The 19,849-nt window shown below is 71.0% G+C and carries 17 protein-coding genes and 1 pseudogene; 14 read left to right on the forward strand and 4 right to left on the reverse strand.

Going from position 1 to position 19,849, the window contains the following annotated elements:
- The first annotated feature begins 32 nt into the window (after window positions 1-32).
- The gene (locus ACIOEW_RS07505; RefSeq protein WP_401962225.1) at window positions 33-1,049 is read left to right on the forward strand and encodes a chitinase; all 1,017 of its coding nucleotides are present in this window, start codon (window positions 33-35) and stop codon (window positions 1,047-1,049) included.
- 70 nt (window positions 1,050-1,119) lie between these two features.
- Here the strand turns inward: ACIOEW_RS07505 and ACIOEW_RS07510 are convergent.
- Window positions 1,120-1,440: pseudogene (locus tag ACIOEW_RS07510) on the reverse strand (transposase); the annotation flags it as partial.
- 200 nt (window positions 1,441-1,640) lie between these two features.
- Here ACIOEW_RS07510 and ACIOEW_RS07515 point away from each other — a divergent pair.
- Window positions 1,641-2,864 carry a tyrosinase family protein gene (locus ACIOEW_RS07515; protein WP_401962226.1) on the forward strand — a complete coding sequence of 408 codons (1,224 nt, stop codon included), beginning with the start codon at window positions 1,641-1,643 and terminating at the stop codon, window positions 2,862-2,864.
- A gap of 310 nt (window positions 2,865-3,174) precedes the next feature.
- Here the strand turns inward: ACIOEW_RS07515 and ACIOEW_RS07520 are convergent, their stop codons facing one another.
- Window positions 3,175-4,065, reverse strand: a complete 891-nt coding sequence (locus ACIOEW_RS07520) for a LysR family transcriptional regulator (protein ID WP_401962227.1) — start codon at window positions 4,063-4,065, stop codon at window positions 3,175-3,177.
- Between the two features lie 153 nt (window positions 4,066-4,218).
- On the opposite strand from ACIOEW_RS07520, the gene ACIOEW_RS07525 reads away from it, so the two are divergent.
- Window positions 4,219-5,220, forward strand: a complete 1,002-nt coding sequence (locus tag ACIOEW_RS07525) for an aldo/keto reductase (RefSeq protein WP_362555905.1) — start codon at window positions 4,219-4,221, stop codon at window positions 5,218-5,220.
- A 322-nt stretch (window positions 5,221-5,542) separates the two neighbouring features.
- Here ACIOEW_RS07525 and ACIOEW_RS07530 read toward each other — a convergent pair whose 3' ends face one another.
- Window positions 5,543-5,884, reverse strand: a complete 342-nt coding sequence (locus ACIOEW_RS07530) for a helix-turn-helix transcriptional regulator (RefSeq protein ID WP_362555903.1) — start codon at window positions 5,882-5,884, stop codon at window positions 5,543-5,545.
- A 103-nt stretch (window positions 5,885-5,987) separates the two neighbouring features.
- On the opposite strand from ACIOEW_RS07530, the gene ACIOEW_RS07535 reads away from it, so the two are divergent.
- The 9 genes from ACIOEW_RS07535 to ACIOEW_RS07575 all read left to right on the forward strand — a co-directional run bounded on the left by ACIOEW_RS07535 (window position 5,988) and on the right by ACIOEW_RS07575 (window position 16,318).
- Window positions 5,988-6,965 carry a zinc-binding alcohol dehydrogenase family protein gene (locus tag ACIOEW_RS07535; protein ID WP_401962230.1) on the forward strand — a complete coding sequence of 326 codons (978 nt, stop codon included), beginning with the start codon at window positions 5,988-5,990 and terminating at the stop codon, window positions 6,963-6,965.
- Window positions 6,966-7,021: 56 nt separating this feature from the next.
- The gene (locus tag ACIOEW_RS07540; protein WP_401962231.1) at window positions 7,022-7,948 is read left to right on the forward strand and encodes a ketopantoate reductase family protein; all 927 of its coding nucleotides are present in this window, start codon (window positions 7,022-7,024) and stop codon (window positions 7,946-7,948) included.
- Window positions 7,949-8,055: 107 nt separating this feature from the next.
- Window positions 8,056-8,889, forward strand: a complete 834-nt coding sequence (locus ACIOEW_RS07545; protein ID WP_401962232.1) for a M55 family metallopeptidase — start codon at window positions 8,056-8,058, stop codon at window positions 8,887-8,889.
- Window positions 8,882-10,225: a M20/M25/M40 family metallo-hydrolase gene (locus ACIOEW_RS07550; RefSeq protein WP_401962234.1), complete on the forward strand. Its 1,344-nt coding sequence runs from the start codon at window positions 8,882-8,884 to the stop codon at window positions 10,223-10,225. The genes ACIOEW_RS07545 and ACIOEW_RS07550 overlap by 8 nt, the downstream gene beginning before the upstream one ends.
- Window positions 10,226-10,244: 19 nt before the next feature.
- Window positions 10,245-12,230 (forward strand): prolyl oligopeptidase family serine peptidase, encoded by a 1,986-nt coding sequence (locus tag ACIOEW_RS07555; RefSeq protein WP_401962236.1) that lies wholly within the window; start codon window positions 10,245-10,247, stop codon window positions 12,228-12,230.
- A 26-nt stretch (window positions 12,231-12,256) separates the two neighbouring features.
- Window positions 12,257-13,231: an LD-carboxypeptidase gene (locus ACIOEW_RS07560; protein ID WP_401962238.1), complete on the forward strand. Its 975-nt coding sequence runs from the start codon at window positions 12,257-12,259 to the stop codon at window positions 13,229-13,231.
- A 322-nt stretch (window positions 13,232-13,553) separates the two neighbouring features.
- Complete coding sequence (locus ACIOEW_RS07565) at window positions 13,554-15,341, forward strand: CocE/NonD family hydrolase (protein ID WP_401962240.1); 1,788 nt, start codon at window positions 13,554-13,556, stop codon at window positions 15,339-15,341.
- 123 nt (window positions 15,342-15,464) lie between these two features.
- Window positions 15,465-15,704 carry a LapA family protein gene (locus ACIOEW_RS07570; protein ID WP_362555887.1) on the forward strand — a complete coding sequence of 80 codons (240 nt, stop codon included), beginning with the start codon at window positions 15,465-15,467 and terminating at the stop codon, window positions 15,702-15,704.
- A gap of 56 nt (window positions 15,705-15,760) precedes the next feature.
- On the forward strand, window positions 15,761-16,318 hold the full coding sequence (locus tag ACIOEW_RS07575) for a GNAT family N-acetyltransferase (RefSeq protein ID WP_401962243.1): 558 nt from the start codon (window positions 15,761-15,763) through the stop codon (window positions 16,316-16,318).
- Window positions 16,319-16,446: 128 nt separating this feature from the next.
- Here the strand turns inward: ACIOEW_RS07575 and ACIOEW_RS07580 are convergent, their stop codons facing one another.
- Window positions 16,447-17,403, reverse strand: a complete 957-nt coding sequence (locus ACIOEW_RS07580) for a MerR family transcriptional regulator (protein ID WP_401962246.1) — start codon at window positions 17,401-17,403, stop codon at window positions 16,447-16,449.
- Between the two features lie 101 nt (window positions 17,404-17,504).
- Here ACIOEW_RS07580 and ACIOEW_RS07585 point away from each other — a divergent pair, with 101 nt between their 5' ends.
- Together ACIOEW_RS07585 and ACIOEW_RS07590 are read left to right on the forward strand one after the other, a co-directional pair.
- Window positions 17,505-19,031 carry an alpha/beta fold hydrolase gene (locus ACIOEW_RS07585; protein ID WP_401962248.1) on the forward strand — a complete coding sequence of 509 codons (1,527 nt, stop codon included), beginning with the start codon at window positions 17,505-17,507 and terminating at the stop codon, window positions 19,029-19,031.
- 118 nt (window positions 19,032-19,149) lie between these two features.
- On the forward strand, window positions 19,150-19,791 hold the full coding sequence (locus ACIOEW_RS07590) for an SMI1/KNR4 family protein (RefSeq protein WP_401962250.1): 642 nt from the start codon (window positions 19,150-19,152) through the stop codon (window positions 19,789-19,791).
- Window positions 19,792-19,849: the final 58 nt, after the last annotated feature.

Raw genomic sequence — 19,849 nt, forward strand, 5'->3', positions numbered from 1 at the left:
GGCACTCTTTACCGAAAGCAGGTGCAAACAGCATGCGTACGTCACTGTCCCGGACGGCCACGGCCGGCGCCGGCCTCGCCGCATTTCTCCTCGCCTGCTCCGCCTGCGCGACCGGCACCGCGGCGGACCAGGGCGCTGTGTCGGCCCCCCGCCCGGCCACCAGTGCGGCAGCCCGGGCGGTCACCGCGTACACCCCGTACGTGAGCGCCACGGCCTCCTCCGATACGGACGCGGCGGGTTCCCCCGACACGTACAACCTCGCCTTCGTGGTCGCGGACGGAGATGCCTGCACCCCGGTCTGGGGCGGCAGCGCGGCGGTCACCGACGCCGCCGTGGTCTCTCGCGTCGCCGCGCTCACCGCGTCCGGCGCGGACGTCCGGGTCTCCTTCGGCGGCGCGGCGGGCACCGAAGCGGCGCTCGCCTGCGACAGCGCGCAGGAACTCGCCGATGCGTACGGGGAAGTGCTCGACGCGGTCGGCGCGACCAAGGCGGACTTCGACATCGAGGGCGACGCGCTCACCGACACCGCGTCCGTCACCCGTCGCAACGAGGCCCTGCGTCTGCTCCAGCAGGAGCGTGATCTGGACGTCACGTACACCCTGCCGGTCATGCCCGACGGCCTGGAGGCAAGCGGTACGGCCGTCCTGGACGATGCCGTGGCCCAGGACGTCGAGGTCTCGGCGGTGAACATCATGGCGATGAACTACAGCTCGTCCCACGACGGCGACATGAGCGACTACGCGGAGCAGGCGGCCTCGGTGGCGCACGACCAGGTCGCGGACGCGTTCGGGCTGTCGGACAGCAAGGCCTGGCAGGCCCTGCACATCACCGTCATGATCGGCGTCAACGACGTGGCGGGCGAGACCTTCACCCTCGCCGACGCGGCGTCCCTGCGCTCCTTCGCCCGGAGTGAGGGCGTCGGCGCCCTCTCCCTGTGGGCGGCCTTCCGTGACCGGCCGTGCACCGGTGAGGACACTACGCGGGCCAGCGATACGTGCAGCGGAGTCGAGCAGGGGGACGGAGCGTTCGCCGAGGCGCTGAGCGGCTGACCGCTGCCCTCTGGGGCCGGTCGTCGAACTGTCGTCTGCCGCGCGGCGTCCGGCACCAGTCTGATGTCCAACCTGCGCGGCGTGGTGGTGGGGTAGTTGACTTCCTCTCGTGCCTGAGTTGCCGACGGTGTGCACGTCGTGGCGTGGGGCGGGCCGTGTACTTGCGGCCCGGTGGCCGTCCGGTGCCGGGGCGGGCGGGTTTCGGTGGATCGGCGGGACAGGCGGCCTGCAGGGGCGGATCCGCCGAAAGGCGCGGCGTACCCGCGCGGGAGTGAGTCCGTCGGGCGGGCGGGGTTTTTGGCCACGGACGCCGGAGGCCGGCTGCCGGCGGGCGCGCGAGACGGGGCTGGGTGAAGACCGCCAAGACCAACCAGGTCCAGCGGTCGGCGGCCGGCCTGGGCAGACAACGCCGGTTTGCGGAGCGCGCGTTGACTCAACTGCAGCCGAAGCAGCTCATGACACCCGTAGGCCTGGCCGGGGGCACGGCTCGTGCTTCTTCTGCCGGCGTTGGCGTAGCAGTGGTGGCCATTTCAACTTTGTAGTCCACGTGTTGCCGGATTTCCCTTCCAGCCAGACGCTGGAAGGGAAGGGGTGAACAGTGAATACCTGCTGACCCGTGGCGCGAGAGTCGGAGTGATGATGGCTTTTGTACGCAGAGACCAGGCAATGCTGAACCCGTCCGAGCGATCCACATTCGTGGATGCCCTGTTGGAACTCAAGAGCAGTGGTGTCTACGACAACTACGTCAAGCAGCATTCTCAGATCGGCTACAACGGCCACATGGGCCCGGCATTTCTCCCTTGGCACCGGGAGTTCCTGCACCGTTTCGAGCTGGAACTTCAGAACGTCACTCCGGGACTCACCATTCCCTACTGGGACTGGACGTTCGACAACAGTCCGAGTGCGTCGATCTGGGACGCGAACTTCATGGGCGGAGACGGGAAGGGTGCTGAGCGGAAGGTGATGACCGGCCGGTTCGCGTTCGATGCGGGTCACTGGGCCTGCCTGAAGATCGATATCGGTGCGGAGTATCTGACCAGGGAGTTCGGGGTGCACATCGCCTCGCTGCCCGCCGCCCAGGATGTAGCCGACTGCCTTCGGATCACGCCCTACGACAATCCGCAGTGGGACACGAACAGTACTCCGAGTTTCCGCAATCACCTCGAAGGCTGGATCGGGACGAACATCCACAACCGGGTGCACGAATGGGTCGGTGGCCACATGAGGCCGCTGAGCTCTCCCAACGACCCGTTGTTCTGGCTGCACCACGCCAACACCGACCGCCTGTGGGCCCAATGGCAGAGCGACCACTCGGACCAGACCTACCTGCCACAGAGTGGGGCCCTCCTGGGGCAGAACGAACCCGACCCCATGGATCCCTGGTTCGGCACAACCACCATTGCCAGCACGCTCGAGCGTAAGGGCTTCGAGTACATCTACGACACGGAATGGCCTGCGGCTCAAGGAGACCGCATGCTGCCCGGTGACACGCTCGTGGCAGAGCAGTACCTGACCTCCCAGGACGGCGCCTACACGTTCAAGTTCCAGGCGAACGGCAACCTGTTGCTGTCCCGCAGCGAAAACAACGCGCCGCTGTGGACATCCGGCACCGAGGGTAAAGCGCCTGGTGGCGTATGCATCCTTCAGAAAGATGGTGACCTCGCCATCTTCGACGCCGGATACAACCGTGTCTGGCATACGAACACGGGATCCCTGGATAACCGGGCGAGTCGGTTCTATGTCCAGTACAACGGCCACGCGTCGATCTATCGGCCGGACGGCAGGCCCGTTTGGAGCAAGCCGGACGCGTCGTGAGGCGAACTCGTTTCACCGTCGGGCCGGAGCCCGAGCCGTCCCGATTCGCGTAGGGCGTCTGGCGGGTGTGAATGCCGTGAGCGGCAGCCGTCGGCAGATTCAGGGTCTTCGCCGGCTCGCACCGATCGGTCGTACACGCGCTGACGGTATTGCCGCGTGCGGGCCGACAGCGAGACCGGAAGCGTGCGGAGAGTTCCGTCGACGGTCCGAGGGTGCGACGCACCCTCGGACCGTCGAGGTACTGGCAGGAAATGGGAAATGGGCCGGGACGCCTCCGGACCCCGCCGTTTCGGCCGGAGCCGGACGTGAGTCAGTGCCCGGTCCCCTCCCGTACGAGAGCCATCAGTGCCCGCGCTCCCGGGCTCATCGCCTGCGCGGCCGGAAGCACCACGACGCTCTCGTAGTACGGCTGGTCCGCCCCGTCGAGCGGAACCGCCACCAGGGCCCGGGCCTCGGGCTTGCGCGAGAAGTGGTGCGGGACCACCGCGATGCCGAGTCCCTCGTGCACCAGCTCCAACAGGCTGTGCACGTCGTTGACCTCCAGCGCCACCGTGCGGCGCACCCGCGCGGCCGCGAACGCCTCGTCGGCCGCGCGGCGCGGACCGAAGTCCGGATGGAAGTCGATGAACGGCTCACCGGGCAGCTCGTCCCATCCGGCCCGGTCCGCCGCGGCCAGCCGGTGGCCGGGGGCGCACAGCAGGACCATGGGCTCACGGGCCAGCGGGACCAGCTCGCCGTGCCACCCCACGGGGGAGACCGTGGCGGCGAAGGCGATGTCGAGCCGCCCGCCGGCCACCCCGTCCACCAGATTCGTCGTGCCCTCCTGGCGGAGCCGTATCTCCATGTGCGGGTGCTCGCGGTGGAAGGCGGCGAGCAGCCGTGGCAGGCTCACCCCGGCCACGCACTGTTCCACGCCCACCGACAGGGTGCCGCGCAGCAGTCCCCGTACGGCGTCGACGGCGTCCCTCGCCGCCTGCGCGCCCGCCAGCGTGCGTTCGGCCTCCACCAGCAGGGCGCGCCCGGCCTCGGTCAGCCGCACACTGCGGGTGGTCCGGCTGAACAGGGGGGTCCGCAGCTCCTGCTCCAGGGCCCGGACGGAGGCGGACAGGCCGGACTGCGACACGGCGACGCGCTCCGCGGCCCGGGTGAAATGCTGTTCCTGGGCGACGGCGACGAAATGTTCCAGCTGGCGCAACTCCATGATTGAGAAATATAGGTCCTGAATCCAAGCGGAATCTCCTGTTGGACTGCTGGATCGTTGTGAGCGAGCCTGGACCCAGCACCCCGCCCGGGGGCGGAGCCGAACGGCATCGCCCCCGGGCGAACCGGAACGATCTCTCCCGTGGAGCCCCGCATGTACATCCCGTCCGACGGCCGCTACCAGGACATGCCGTACCGGCGCACCGGGCGCAGCGGTCTGAAGCTGCCTGCCCTCTCGCTCGGTCTGTGGCACAACTTCGGCGGTGACCGGACACCGGAGTCCCAGGGGCAGATCCTCCGCCGGGCGTTCGACCTCGGCATCACCCACTTCGACCTGGCGAACAACTACGGCCCGCCGCCCGGCTCCGCCGAGACGGCGATGGGCCGCGCGCTGGGGACGGACTTCGCCCGGCACCGGGACGAGATCATCGTGTCCACCAAGGCGGGCTACCTGATGTGGGACGGCCCGTACGGGGAGTGGGGGTCGCGCAAGAACCTGCTCTCGTCGCTGGACCAGAGCCTCACCCGCCTCGGCCTCGACTACGTCGACATCTTCTACTCCCACCGGCCCGACCCGGAGACCCCGCTCGAAGAGACGATGGGTGCCCTCCACTCGGCCGTGCAGCAGGGCAAGGCGCTCTATGTCGGCATCTCCAACTACTCGGCCGAGCAGACGAGGGAGGCCGCCCGGATCCTGAAGGACCTCGGCACGCCGCTGCTCATCCACCAGCCGCGCTACTCGATGCTGGACCGCTGGGTGGAGGACGGTCTGCTCACGGCCCTCGACGAGCTGGGCATCGGCTCCATCGCCTACTCGCCGCTGGAGCAGGGCATCCTTTCGGACCGCTACCTCCGCGGCATTCCCGAGGGCTCACGGGCGGCAGGCAGCAGCCCGTTCCTGTCGGCGGACTCGGTCACCCCGGAACTGGTCGGCCGGCTCCGCGAGCTCGATCAACTGGCTTCCGAGCGCGGCCAGTCGCTGGCGCAGATGGCGCTGGCCTGGGTGCTGCGCGGCGGCCGGGTCACCTCCGCCGTGGTCGGGGCGAGCAGCGTCGCCCAGCTGGAGAACAGCGTCGAGGCGGTTCGCAACCTGGAGTTCGGTGACAAGGAACTCGCCAGGATCGAGAAGCTGCTGAAGGGCGCGAAGCGCCGCTGAACCCACGAACGGCCGGCGCCCCGGAAGCGGGGGTGCCGGCCGTTCGCGTGCGTGAAATGCCCGTGCGGGTGATCTTCGGGCCCGGCATGACGACGCGGTGAGCGATGACACCAGGACCCGGCCCCCGGCGTCGCTGCCGGGCGTGCGTCGTCGAGCGCCTTTCCCGGTACCGGCGCGAGACCTGGCGATGAAGTGCGCCGCGCTGCCCACGCCGCAGCCGAGGGGGCGGGCCGTCTTCCGTCGGACCTGTCGCCGCTCGGTCCGGTCCGGCACCTGTCGGATGCCGAACATCGGTGGTTCCGCCGGGTGTTGAATGAACGCCTCAGGCGTCGTCCGCCCGCAGCAGCAGGTCCAGCAGGCCCGGGAAGCGGGCCTCGAACTCTTCGCGGCGAAGGCGGTTGACCCGTTTGGGGCCCATGTCGCGCTGTTCCACCAGGCCCGCCCCGCGCAGCACCGAGAAGTGATGGCTGAGCGCGGCCTTGCCGACGGGTACGTCGAAGCTGCCGCAGCTGCGCGTCCAGTCCTCGGAGCCCGCCAGGTCGCGGACCAGTTGCAGGCGGACCGGATCGGCCAGCGCGGAGAGGGCTCCGAGCACGGAGACCTCCGCAGGGTCGGTGTGTACGGGAGCGGCGCGGTGGCCGCCGCCCGCAGGCTGGTTGGGCATGTCCCGCTCCCCGTGTCCTCGGCCCTTGCTGAGTGTTCGATGAATATCTTACACTCCAAGTGTTCGCTTTTCGTTGAACACATCTTCCAGGGGGCGGTCTGTGATGCGTGCGGTCGAGTTCAAGGAGTACGGCGGGCCCGAGGTGCTGACGGTCGTCGAGGCGGTCACACCCGAGCCCGGTCCCGGTCAGGTCGCCATCGACGTCGCCTACGCGGGCGTCAACTTCGCCGACCTCAAGGCCAGGGCCGTGGGGTACCGGGTGCCCCGACTGCCCTTCGTCCCGGGCCTGGAGGTCTCGGGCCGGGTTCGGGCCGTCGGCGAGGGGGTCGTGGGGCTGAGCCCCGGACAGGAGGTCGCGGCATTCCTTGACGGCGGTGGATACGCGGACGTAGTGGTGGCACCGGCCAACACTGTCTTCCCGCTCCCCGGCGGCACGGACCTGCGCACCGGTGCCACCCTCCCCACCGTGCTGCCGACGGCGCACGCCCTGCTGCACGAGGTCGGGCGGCTGCGGACCGGGGAGAGCGTGCTGGTGCAGGGTGCGGCCGGCGGGGTCGGCACGGTGGCCGGGCAACTGGCCCGGCTCGCGGGTGCCGGGGCCGTGTACGGGGTGGTGTCCTCCGCCGCGAAGGCCGACTACGCCCTCGCCCACGGCTACGACGAGGTGTTCGTCGGCGACACCTTCCCGGACGAGGTCCGCCGCGCCACCGGTGGCCGGGGCGTCGACCTGGTGCTCGACCCGGTCGGCGGGGACACCCTGCGGCGCGGCATCGACGCGCTCGCCGTCTTCGGGCGGCTCGTCTCCTTCGGCAACGCGGGCGGCGCACAGCCCTGGAGCGTCGGGCAGGGCGAGCTGTACCCGGGGAGCAGATCGGTGGCCGGATTCTCGATCCTGGAACTGGCCGCGAACGACCCCGCGACCCTGCGTACCGTCGCGGAGCGCGCCTTCCGTACTGTGACCGACGGGCACGTGGATCTTCCGGTGACGGCCGAGTTCGCACTGGCGGACGCGGCCGACGCGCACCTGCTGATGGAGGGGCGTACGTCGACCGGCAAGCTGGTCCTGCGTATCGACGGCTGAACGATGCCGTCCTGTGCCTCGACCCCCTGCTCACGGCCCCCGGAAGGTGCACGTACATGAAGATTCTGGTTGTGGGAGCAGGAGCCACCGGTGGCTACTTCGGCGCCCGTCTCGCGCAGGCGGGCGAGGACGTCACCTTCCTCGTCCGCCCGCGCCGCGCCGCCGCCCTCCGCGAGCGGGGCCTGCGCATCACAGGGCTGGGGGAGGAGGAGGTGCTCACGCCCCGGCTCGTCACCGCCGATCAGCTCTCCGGCACCTACGACCTGGTGCTGCTCTCGGTGAAGGCCACGGCCCTGGACGGGGCCCTCGACGACATCGCACCGGCCGTCGGGCCGACGACCGCGATCGTTCCGCTGCTCAACGGCATGGCGCACCTGTCGCCGCTCAACGACCGGTTCGGCGAGAAGGCGGTGCTGGGCGGCGTCGCCAAGATCATCACCACGCTGAACGCCGAAGGGGACATCGTGCGCCTCGCCCCGGTCGCCAGTCTGACGATCGGAGAGCAGCAGGGCGGCACGTCCCGGCGGGTGGAGGCGATCGCCGCCGTCCTCGCGGACGCGGGCATCGACACGCACCAGCCCCAGGACATCCTCGCGGCGATGTGGAGCAAGTGGGTGTTCATCAGCACCTTGGCAGGGCTGACCTGCCTGATGCGCGGCACCGTCGGCGACGTCCGCGCCGTACCCGGCGGACGGGCTTTCGTGACCGCGCTCCTGGCCGAGTGCGCCGCCGTCGCGGCCGCCGCGGGACACCCCGTGCGGGAGAAGGAACTCGACGCGGTGGCCGCGATGCTGACCGCGGAGGGGTCGCCCCTCACCGCCTCGCTGTACCGCGACGTCACCCAGGGGGCCCCGACCGAGGCCGAGCAGGTCTTCGGTGACCTGACCGACCGGGCACGGGACCTGTCCGTCGACACGCCGCTGCTCGGCCTCGTCACGCTGAACCTGCGCGTCCACGAACACCGCACCGTAACGGCCGGCTGAGAATTCCGGGGCCTGTGCGCCCGGGGCCGCGGCCTTCAGTGGAATGGACCTCTGGAGGCCGGGGCCGCCCTGGCCTGCACGTTCATCGGCGCGTACCGTGTGTCGGCATGAAGATCCTCGTCAGCGCCGACATGGAAGGCGCCACCGGCGTGACCTGGCCGGCCGATGTGCTGCCCGGCACACCCCAGTGGGAGCGATGCCGCTCCCTGTTCACCTCCGACGTCAACGCGGCCGCCCTGGGCTTCTATGACGGGGGCGCCGACGAGGTGCTCGTCAACGAGGCCCACTGGACCATGCGCAACCTGCTGCTGGAGCAGCTCGACGACCGGGTCCAGATGATCACCGGCCGGCACAAGTCGCTCAGCATGGTGGAGGGCATTCAGCACGGCGACGTCGACGCCGTCGCCTTCATCGGCTACCACACGGGCGCCGGCACGGAGGGCGTCCTGGCCCACACCTTTCTGGCCAACTCCATCACCGGCGTGTGGGTGAACGGGGTCAGGGCCAGCGAAGGGCTGCTCAACGCCCATGTGGCCGCGGAGTACGGCGTCCCCGTCGTCCTCGTCACCGGCGACGACCTGACCTGTGTGGACGCCGAGGGCTACGCCCCCGACGCGCGGACGGTCGCCGTCAAGGACTACGTGTCGCGCTACGCCGCGGTCTGCCGCACCCCCACCCGAACTGCCGCAGACATCCGTGCGGCGGCCAAGGAGGCGGTTGCGCTCGCCGGTCGGTACACACCGGTCGACGGCGGCCCGTTCACCGTGGAGCTGGAGTTCGATGCCGAACACCTGGCCGCCGCGGCCACGGTCGTGCCCGGTGTGGCGCCCTCCGGCGAGAGGCGTGTCGCCTACACGAGCGCGACGATGTACGAAGGTATCCGCACGTTCAAGGCGGTGACGACCATCGTGTCGTCCGCCGTGGAGGAACAGTATGGCTGAGGCGAGCACCCCCAAGGACAGCGTCGACGCCCTCGCGCTCGACGAAGCGGTGACGTTCACCTCCGAACTGATCCGCATCGACACCACCAACCGGGGCGGCGGCGACTGCCGCGAACGCCCCGCCGCCGAGTACGTCGCCGAGCGGCTGGCCGCCGCCGGCCTCGAACCGACGCTCCTGGAGCGCACCCCCGGCCGCACGAATGTGGTTGCCCGGATCCCTGGCACCGACCCGTCCGCGGACGCGCTCCTGGTCCACGGCCACCTGGACGTGGTGCCCGCCGAAGCCGACGACTGGACCGTGCACCCCTTCTCCGGCGAGGTGCGCGACGGGGTCGTCTGGGGCCGCGGCGCCATCGACATGAAGAACATGGACGCGATGGTCCTCGCCGTCGTCCGGTTCTGGGCCAGGGCCGGCATCCGCCCCCGCCGCGACATCGTGATCGCGTACACCGCCGACGAGGAGGCCAGCGCCGACGACGGCTCCGGCTTCCTCGCCGACCGGCACGCCGCCCTCTTCGAGGGGTGTACGGAAGGCATCAGCGAGTCGGGCGCCTTCACCTTCCACGCCGGACCGAACCTGCCGCTCTACCCCATCGCGGCGGGCGAGCGCGGCACCGGCTGGCTCAAGCTCACCGCCCACGGCAAGGCGGGGCACGGCTCCAAGGTCAACCACGCGAACGCGGTCAGCATGCTCGCAGCAGCCGTCGCCCGGATCGGCACGCACGAGTGGCCGGTCCGCCTCACCCCCACGGTCCGCGCCGCACTCACCGAGATCGCCGCACTGCACGGCATCCGCCCCGACCTCGACGCCCCCGGCTTCGACGTGGATGAACTCCTCGGCAAGATCGGACCGGCCGCCGACCTCGTCGCGCCGACCATCCGCAACAGCTCCAACCCGACGATGCTGGAAGCCGGTTACAAGGTCAACGTGATCCCGGGTCACGCCACCGCCTTCATCGACGGCCGGATGGTGCCCGGCGGTGAGGACGAGTTCCGTGCCACCCTCGACCGGCTGACCGGCCCCTCGGTCGAGTGGGAGTTCCACCACCGCGAGGTGCCCCTCCAGGCGCCGGTCGACTCGCCCACCTACGCCAAACTCCGCGCCGCGGTGGAGCGGTTCGACCCGGACGGCCATGTCGTTCCGTACAGCATGTCCGGGGGAACCGACGCCAAGCAGTTCTCCCGGCTCGGCATCACCGGCTACGGCTTCTCACCGCTGAAGCTGCCCGTCGGCTTCGACTACCAGGCCCTCTTCCACGGCGTGGACGAGCGTGTCCCCGTGGAGGCGCTGCACTTCGGCGTCCGGGTCCTGGACCACTATCTGCGTACCGCCTGAACCCTCGGGGGAATTGATCATGGTATCCACTGAGGTCTACGGAAGCTGGCCGTCACCGATCGACGCCGCGCTGGCCGCCTCCCACGACGGCCGCCCCGAGTACGTCGGGGCGGTCGGCGACGAGCTGTGGTGGACGGAACCCCGCCCGGCCGAGGGCGGCCGGCGCGCCCTGGTCCGCCGGCTGGCGGACGGGACCACGGCGGAGCTGCCCGCGCCGTGGAACGCCCGCAGCCGTGTCATCGAGTACGGCGGAAGGCCCTGGGCCGGCACCGAACGTGCCGAGGGCGGCCCGCTGGTCGTGTTCGTCCACTTCGACGACCAGCGGCTGTACGCCTACGCACCCGACGGACCCCGTGAGCCGTGGCCGCTCACCCCCGTCTCCGCCGTCGGCGACGGACTGCGCTGGGCCGACCCGCGGCTGCACCCGGACCGGGGCGCGGCGGGCGAGGTCTGGTGCGTCCTTGAGGAGTTCACCGGTGAGGCGCCCACCGAACTGCGCCGGGTCATCGCCGCCGTGCCGCTGGACGGATCGGCGGCCGGCGACCGGTCAGCGGTACGCGAACTCTCCGACGACCGGCACCGGTTCGTCACCGGCCCCGAGGTCTCGCCCGACGGGCGGAGCGCAGCGTGGATCGCCTGGGACCATCCGCGGATGCCGTGGGACGGCACCGAGGTGATGCTCGCCGACATCGGTGAGGACGGCACGTTCCACGACGCCCGGAGCGTCGTGGGCGGCCCGGAGGAATCCGTACCGCAGGTCCGGTGGACCGCCGACGGGCAGCTGCTGTTCGCCGGCGACCGCAGTGGCTGGTGGAACCTCTACCGCGTCGATCCGCAGGGGGGCGTGGTCGAACTCTGCCCGCGCGAGGAGGAGTTCGCCGGACCGCTGTGGAAGATCGGGCTCAACTGGTTCTGCCCGCTGGACAACGGGCTGATCGCCGCACTCCACGGCAAGGGGTCCACCACGCTCGGCATCCTCGACCCGGAGACGGGCGAACTCGTCGACATCGCCGGGCCGTGGACCGAATGGGCCGAGACCCTCGCCGTGCAGGGCAGCCGGGTCATCGGTATCGCGGCGAGTCCGCACAGCGCGTACGAGATCGTGGAGCTGGACACGGCGACCGGGCACACCCGGATCATCGGTGCGCCGCATGAGGACGCGGTCGACCCGGCGTACTACCCCGAGCCCGTCGCCCGCACCTTCACCGGGCCCGGCGGCCGCGAGATCCACGCGCAGGTCTACCCGCCGCACAGCCCCGACCGCACCGGCCCGGACGACGAGCTGCCGCCCTACGTGATGTGGGCCCACGGCGGCCCGACCGGTCACGCCCCACTCGTACTGGACCTGGAGATCTCCTACTTCACCTCGCGCGGCATCGGCGTCGCCGAGGTCAACTACGGCGGCTCCACCGGCTACGGCCGGTCCTACCGCAACCGGCTGCGCGAGCAGTGGGGCGTCGTCGACGTGGAGGACTGCGCTGCCGTCGCCGGGGCGCTCGCCGCCGAGGGTACGGCCGACCCGCGCAGGCTCGCCATCCGCGGCGGCAGTGCCGGGGGATGGACCACCGCGGCCTCGCTGACCGGGACCGACGTCTACGCCTGCGGCACGATCATCTACCCCATCCTCGACCTGACCGGCTGGGGCACCGGCGAGACCCACGACTTCGAATCGCAGTACCTGGAGTCGCTGGTCGGCCCGATCGCCGAGGTCCCCGACCGCTACCGCGACAGGTCGCCGATCAACCGTACCGACGGGCTCACCACCCCCTTCCTGCTCCTCCAGGGGGAGGACGACCCGATCTGCCCGCCCGTGCAGTGCGAGCGGTTCCTGGCCACGGTCGAGGGGCGCGGCACTCCGCACGCCTATCTCACCTACCCGGGCGAGGGGCACGGATTCCGGCGCGCCGAGACCATGATCAGCGCGCTGGAGGCCGAACTCTCCCTGTACGTCCAGACCTTCGGTATCGACCGGACCGACGTGCCGCGGCTGGAGCTGAAGAAGTGACAGCCGAGGACCTGACGATCGAACCAGTGACAGCTGCACCAGCGAAGGGCGAACGGGCGCACCTCGCCCCGCTGACCCGGCCCGCCCGGCTGCGCGCGGGCTCCAGGGTCGCCGTGGTGTCCCCGAGCGGTCCGGTGCCCGCCGAGCGGCTGGAGCCCGGCCTCGACCTCCTGCGCGGCTGGGGGCTCGAACCGGTCGTGATGCCGCATGTGCTGGACGTACACCCGGAGCTGGACTACCTCGCCGGCGCGGACGAGGCGCGGGCCCGTGACCTCCAGGACGCCTGGTGCGATCCGTCCGTCGACGCGGTGATCTGCGCCCGCGGGGGATACGGGGTGCATCGCATGGTCGATCTGGTGGACTGGGCGGCCATGCGGGCCGCCGGGCCCAAGGTGTTCGTCGGCTACAGCGACATCACCGTGCTCCACGAGGCGTTCGCGCTGCGGACGGGGCTCGCGACGCTGCACGGGCCGATGGTGGGTACCGAGACCTTCCTGAAGGACCCGCGGACACAGGAGTCCCTGCGCGCCACCCTGTTCGAGCCCGAGACGGTGATGACGCTGGGGCTCGACGACGCGAGAGCGCTGGTGCCCGGGCGGGCCCGGGGCATCACGTACGGCGGCTGCGTGAGCCTGCTCGCCGCCGACCTCGCCACCCCGCACGCCCGCACGTCTGCCCGTGGCGGTCTGCTCGTCATCGAGGACACCACGGAGGACCCGTACGGCATCGACCGGATCCTCACCCAGCTGCTGCGGGCCGGGGCGTTCGACGGCGTAGCCGGAGTGGTCTGTGGTTCCTGGGCGGGATGCGGACCTTACGCGCAGGTACGGGCGGTGCTCGCCGACCGGCTCGGGCGGCTGGGCGTCCCCGTCGTCGAGGAGCTCGGCTTCGGGCACGGTCCCACCGGGCTGACGATTCCGCTCGGGGTGCCTGCCGTTCTGGACGCACCGGCGGACGGCAGCCCGGCTACGCTCACGGTCGAGGTGCCGGCGCTGGTCTGAACGGATGGAGCTCGGCGAAGGCCCCGGCAGCACGCCGGGGCCTTCGCCGTGTCCGCCTGGCGCGCGTGGGTGCGCCGGGTGCGCGGGGGTGTGGCCCGAACGGGTCCGTGATGCGGAGAAGCTGAACAACCTTCAGGAAACGCTGTCCTGGGCGTTGACACCGTTATGACCTGTGTCACAGCATGAGCGCGGCCCAATACTTACCGGTCGGTAAGGTGTCCTCGGTGTGGAGGTCCTCGTGTCGCGTGCTGTCTCCGGTTCCCGCTCCCGGTTCCGGTCGAAGTCGTCGGGTTCGTCGAGTTCGTCGGGTTCATCGCGTTCGTTGAAGTCACTGTCCCGCAGACCACTCGCCTTCGTCGCCGGGGTCGCGCTTGCCGCTCCCCTCGCGCTCGCCGGCACCGCACAGGCGGGAACGGCTGCCGCCGCATCCGAATACACCGTCACCCCGCTGAAGTTCACCGTGTCCGCGGGCGGCCGTTCCTGCACCGTGGACGCCGACCTCTACCGCCCCGCCGAGGCCGACGCGCGGCATCCGGTGCCTGCCGTCCTCGCCACCAACGGCTTCGGCGGCAGCAAGTCGGACGGTTCGACCGACGGCATCGGCAAGGCGTTCGCGTCGCGCGGCTACGCCGGACTCGTCTACTCCGGCCTGGGCTTCGGCAAGTCGGGCTGCCTGATCACCCTCGACGACCCGGAGACCGACGGCAGGGCGGCCGCCGCCCTCGTCGACTTTCTCGGCGGAACACGCGCCGCCGACGACGGCACCAAGGCCGACTTCGTCACCCAGGACGCCCCCGGGGACCCCACGGTCGGCATGATCGGCGGCTCGTACGGCGGGGCCATCCAGATGGCCACCGCGGCAGTCGACCCCCGCGTCGACGCCCTCGTCCCGCTCATCACCTGGAACGACCTCGGCTACGCGCTCGCTCCCAACAGCACCGGCGCGGCAGCGGGCGTCTCCTCCGACACCGCGGGCGTCTTCAAATGGCAGTGGACCAACGGCTTCTACCTGATGGGGGAGGGGCAGACGATCCTCAGCCCCAGCCTCGACCCGTCCCGCTTCGGCAGCCTGAACTGTCTCCACTTCGCGGCTCAGGCCTGCGACACCATCCGGCTGCTCAACTCCGGCCGCTACCCGGCCGACAGGACCGCAGCCATGCTCGACTACGCACGCAGCGTCTCGCCCGTCTCGTACCTGAACCACGTCAAGGCACCCACCCTCCTGATCCAGGGTCAGGCCGACAGTCTGTTCAACCTCAACGAGGCCACCGCCACCTACCGGACGCTCAAGGCACAGGGCACCACGGCCAAGATGATCTGGCAGGCCTGGGGTCACAGCGGTGGCCAGGCGGAGGGCGAACTCGACCTGGGGCAGGGCAATCTGGAGACCAGCTACGTCGGCGGGCGTATCCTCGCCTGGTTCGACCGCTACCTCCGCCACGAGGCGAAGAGGGACACCGGATCGGAGTTCGCCTACTACCGCGACTGGCAGAGCGGCTACGGCACCGCGGATGCCGTCCCCGGCCTGACACGGAAGATGTATCTGTCAGGCGACGGCAAGCTCGTCGACAACCGGGCCGAGGTCGCACGTGGCAGCCGTCAGTACACCAACTGGCTGGTGCCCACCAGCCACTCGGAGAGCTCACTCGCCGGTCTCATCGGGCTGCCCGATCCGAAGCCGTACGACACCAAGGGCACCTACCTCGGCTGGACCACAGCACCGCTCGCCTCGGCGGTCGATGTGGTCGGGGCCCCGAAGGCCACGCTGAAGGTCGTCTCGCCGAAGACGGAGCGCGTGCAGAACAGCGGAGACGCCGCCGACAAGCTCGTCCTGTTCGCCAAGGTGTACGACGTGGCACCGGACGGCAGCAGGACGCTGGTGAACCGGCTCGTCTCGCCGGTCCGCGTGCCGGACGTGACCCGGCCCTTCACCGTTCAGCTGCCCGGAATCGTCCACCGGTACGAAGCGGGGCACCGGCTGGAATTCGCGATCGCGGCCAGCGACAGCGCGTACTTCGGCAACCGTGGCATCAAGCCCGTCACGGTCGTCAGCGCGCCCGGGGACACCGGAGTGCTGGAGCTTCCGGTGGTCGGCGGCACGGCGGAGTGAGGCGGTAGCAGCGGCAGCGGCGTCACCCGAATGGCCGTACAGCACCGCCCCTCGGCAACCGGACGGAGTCATCCTGGTGCTCCGGGGGGCGGTGGGTACCGGAACCAGGGAAGGGGCCGCTTCATGAGCCCGAAGGACGTGTCGAGCGGCAGCAAGCGCAGCGCAGGTGCGTTCACACCGGCACGCATTCTCGTCATCATCATCGCGGTCCTGTCGATCGTGTTCATCGTCGAGAACACCGAAGAGGTCGAGGTCCGGCTCATCGTCCCGCTGGTGACCATGCCGCTCTACGTGTGGCTGATCGTGATGTTCCTGGCGGGCATGGCCTGCGGGGCGTACGTCTTCCGCAGACGGCCCAAGTAGGCGTCCGTCGCAGCCCGGCCCCGGTGGGCCGGGCTGCGACGATCTACGCTGGTCCGATGTCCGACACCACCTACCTGGCCGAGGGCCCGCGCACAGCGATCCGCCCCTTCACGCACGCCGACGCGGACGAGTTCACCGCCCGGGTCCGGGAGAGCAGGGAGCTGCACCGCCCCTGGCTGTTCCCGCCCGCCGACCCCGACGCGTACGCCGCCTACGCCGGCGTGCTCATGAAGGACCCGGCCAAGGCGGGATTCCTGGTGTGCGAGCGGCACGGCGCTGCCGGGAGCCCGGCCGACGGCGCGATCGCCGGGTTCATCAACATCAACAACATCGTCATCGGTGGATTCCGCTGCGGCGCGCTCGGCTACGGCGGCTTCGCCCACGCAACCGGGCGCGGCCTGATGAGCGAGGGGCTCGGCCTCGTCATCGGGCATGCCTTCGGACCGCTCGGCCTGCACCGGCTGGAGGCCAACATCCAGCCCGCCAACGCGGGCTCGATCGCCCTGGTGCGCCGGGCGGGATTCCGGCTGGAGGGCTTCTCGCCGGACTTCCTGTTCATCGACGGGGCCTGGCGCGATCACGAACGGTGGGCGATCACGGCGGAGATGCGCTGAGGCGCGGTCCGGGACGCCTGTCCCCGCCGTCGGGTCAGTCCGGAAAGCTCGTCCGGTCGTAGGAGACGGCCCGGCCCCTGTGCAGCAGCGTTCCTTCGGCACGGCCGGCACACAGACGCGGTCGGGACTCAGCCCGTCGCGGCGGTCTGCGCGTCCAGCGCCGCGAACAGCCAGTCGTGTGCGGTCCCGGGGGTCGGCTCCGGCGGACCGCCGGGTGCGGTGATCACGTCGGCCGTCAGCTCCCAGTACCGGTCGATCCTCGGGTCGGCGGCGAGCTGACCGGCCAGCAGGCCGCGGAAGGCCGGGGTGTCCCGGCTGCTGTACGCGCTGGCGTACGCGCCCACGAAACTGTCCAGCTCCTCGCCGGAGTGCGGCTCCGCGCCCCGGCGCAACTGCGTGCCGGCCAGGTCGTAGGCCTGCGCGAGGCCCGCGTACAGAACGGCGGACGTGTGCGCCCCCGCAGCCTTGTGCGCCTCGGGCTGGGGCCGCTCGGCGCCCGTGCACGGGCGGGTCACGAGCGCGTTCAGCCGCGCGAAGGCGAGCACCTGGGCCGGAGCCGGATCGTCGGGAGGCTGAGCCACCGCCACCTCCAGAAAGGCGGCTGTCGCCCGAGCCGGCATCCGCGGCGGCAGCCAGGCGCGCCAGAACCGGGCCAGCGGGGCCGTGTTCGGCGGGGTGGCCACCGCCCCGATCAGGCGCAACCGGTCGGCCCGCTCCGCGGGCGGGCACTCCAGTACCAGCCGCATCCCCGCCTCCCGCCAGCGCAGAGCCGTGAGCTGGGATCCGAGTTCGCGCAACTGCCCTGCGACGACGTCCTCCAGCACGCTTCCGGCCCCGGCCTCCGCCCCGTCCTCCTCCTCGTCGAGGACGCGGCGCACCTCGCGCACCGGCAGTCCGAGGGTGCGCAGGGAGCGGAGCATACGCAGCCGGCCGAGGGCGTCGGGGCCGTAGCGGCGATGCCCGCCCGCGCTGCGGGACGCCTCCGGCAGCAAGCCGTTGTCGGAGTAGAAGCGGACCGCCTTGACGGTGATGCCCGCGCGTTCGGCGAGCTCACCGATGCTGCACAGGCCGTCGTCGTGCGACATGAACACTTGAACCTCCCTCAGGGGGAGCTTCTACCGTACCGGCGAGGGCGGCCGGGCGGTCGTGGACGGCCCGCCGCCGACGGATCGCAGAGGAGAGGACCATGACCGAATTCATCCTGGTGCCGGGCATGTTCACCGGCGCACATGTATGGGACGACACCGCTGCGGCCTTGGCCTCGTCGGGAGCCAACGTGCACACGGTGGCCCTCACCGGCCTCGGCGGGTCCCGCGGAGCCGCGACGGACGACGCCGACCTGGATACGCACGTCGAGGACGTGCTCGCGCTGATCGACTCGGTGAGCGCCGAGGCCGGCCGGGACCAGGAGATCGTGCTGGTCGGGCATGACTACGGCGTCCACCCGGTGCTCGGCGCCGCCGACCGCCGCGCGGAGCGCATCGGCCGGATCGTCTGCCTGGACACGGGACCGGGCCAGGACGGAGTGCCCGCGCTGGCCGCCGTCGCGGACCCGTCCGCGCGCGAGAAGGTGGTCGAGCGAGCGGGAGCGGAAGGGGCCGGCCAGGTCCTGGAAGCCCCGGCCCGGGACGAGTGGCAGCGCTGGGGCAGCACCGCGGGCATCTCCGAGGCGGCACTGGACCGGCTCACCGCCCTGGCCTCCCCGCAGCCCCTGCGCACGCTGCTCCAGCCGCTGCGGCTGACCGGTGAGGTGGCCTCGGTGCCCGTCACCGGGGTGCTGTGCAACGCGAACGGTTCGAGCATCGAGATGGTCCAGCGGCGGGTGGACCTCGGTGACCCTGTCTTCCTGGCCCTGGCCGGCCCCCAGGTGTCGTTCTTCGAACTTCCCACCGGGCACTGGCCGATGCTGTCCGTGCCGGCCGAGCTGGCCGAGGTTCTGGTGCGGGCCGCCGCAGGCGAGGGACACCGACTGGTTCCGCCCGGCTCGGCGGAGCCGCCCGCGCACCTGCGTCCGTTCCTGCTGGACGTGCCGGAATGCCCGCGGGATCGGATCGGCAACGTCGATCTGTACGTCCCGGACACTGAGGGCCCCCGGCCGGCCGTGGTGTTCGTGCACGGCGGTCCGGTGCCCGCCGGGGTCCGGCCGACCCCACGGGACTGGCCGGCCCTCAAGGGATACGCCCGCCTGGCGGCCGCGGAGGGGGTGGTCGGCGTGACCCTCGATCATCGCCTGCACGACATGGCTGACTACCCGCGTGCCGCCGCGGACGTGGCAGCCGCGGTGGAGATGGTCCGGGCCGACCCACGGGTGGACGCGGACCGGATCGCGCTGTGGTTCCTCTCGGGAGGCGGCCTGCTCGCGGCGGACTGGCTGCGGAAACCGCCGGCCTGGCTGCGCTGTCTGGCCGCCTCCTACCCGATCCTGGTTCCGGTGCCCGGCTGGGGGCCGGTCGACAGCCGCTTCCACCCGGTGGAAGCGTTGCCGGGCGCGGGCACCCTGCCCTTCGTGCTCACCCGGGCGGGGCGCGAGATGCCCGAAATCGCCGTCACCGTAGAGGAGTTCCTCGCGGCGTCCGAAAGGTGCGGGGCGAACGTCGAGGTGGTCGACGTACCGAACGGCCGCCACGCCTTCGAGACCCTCGACCCGACGGACGAGTCACGTGAGGCCGTCCGCCGCGCGATGCGCTCGGTGCTGGGACATCTGCGGGCCTGAGCGGCGGGTCCGGCGCGCCGGAGCCGCCGTCCGGGTGGTGTCGGCCCCCGAGGTCCTTGCGGGACGCTCCCTCGCCACGACGGAGTTCCGGCGGATCGCTCGCGACTACGCTTCCCTTATGACCACCGATTGGATGGCGGAAGCCCGACGCACGGTCCGGGGGCGACGCTCCGACCAGCCCGGTTCCCCCGCGAGGCCGGGCGCCTGCCCGGCGCCGCCTCTGTCCGAGACGGAGATCTGCGAAGCGGAGGCGGAACTGGGCATCGCGTTCCCGGACCAGTACCGCACGTACTTGCTCAGTCGGAGCGCGGGCGGCGTGGACGGTGCGGGCAGTGCGATGAACCGTCTGCGCCGATCCGCGGCGGGCTGGGGCTGGCAGGGGGACACGGACACCAACTACGACCTGCTCACTACTGCCTTTCCGCATCCCGACTCCTACAGTGCCGCAGAGGAGGAGCTGAACGGGCGCGAGCCGCTGACGGACGGCTACCCGGACGGGAACGCCTACCGGACAGCATGGCAACACTGGGACGCCGAGTACGAGGTGTTCCAGGAGCGCAAGACGTCCGGCGCCGTGTACATCCAGGACAACGGCTGCGGCTTCGCGACGCTGCTCGTCGTCACCGGCCCTTTCCGCGGCTCACTGTGGTTCGACGGCCGGGCCACCTGCGACCGGATCCTCCCACTGCACCTGGACGGCCGGCCTGTCTCGTTCGAGGAATGGCTCGGCCGAGGTTCCATGGACCTGGTCGGCTGGTGAAGGCCGCACCTCCCGGGCCGGAATTCACCTGTATCCGTACGGTGATGTGGTCGCCGTC

The sequence above is a fragment of the Streptomyces sp. NPDC087901 genome (assembly GCF_044742205.1).
Classification (GTDB): domain Bacteria; phylum Actinomycetota; class Actinomycetes; order Streptomycetales; family Streptomycetaceae; genus Streptomyces.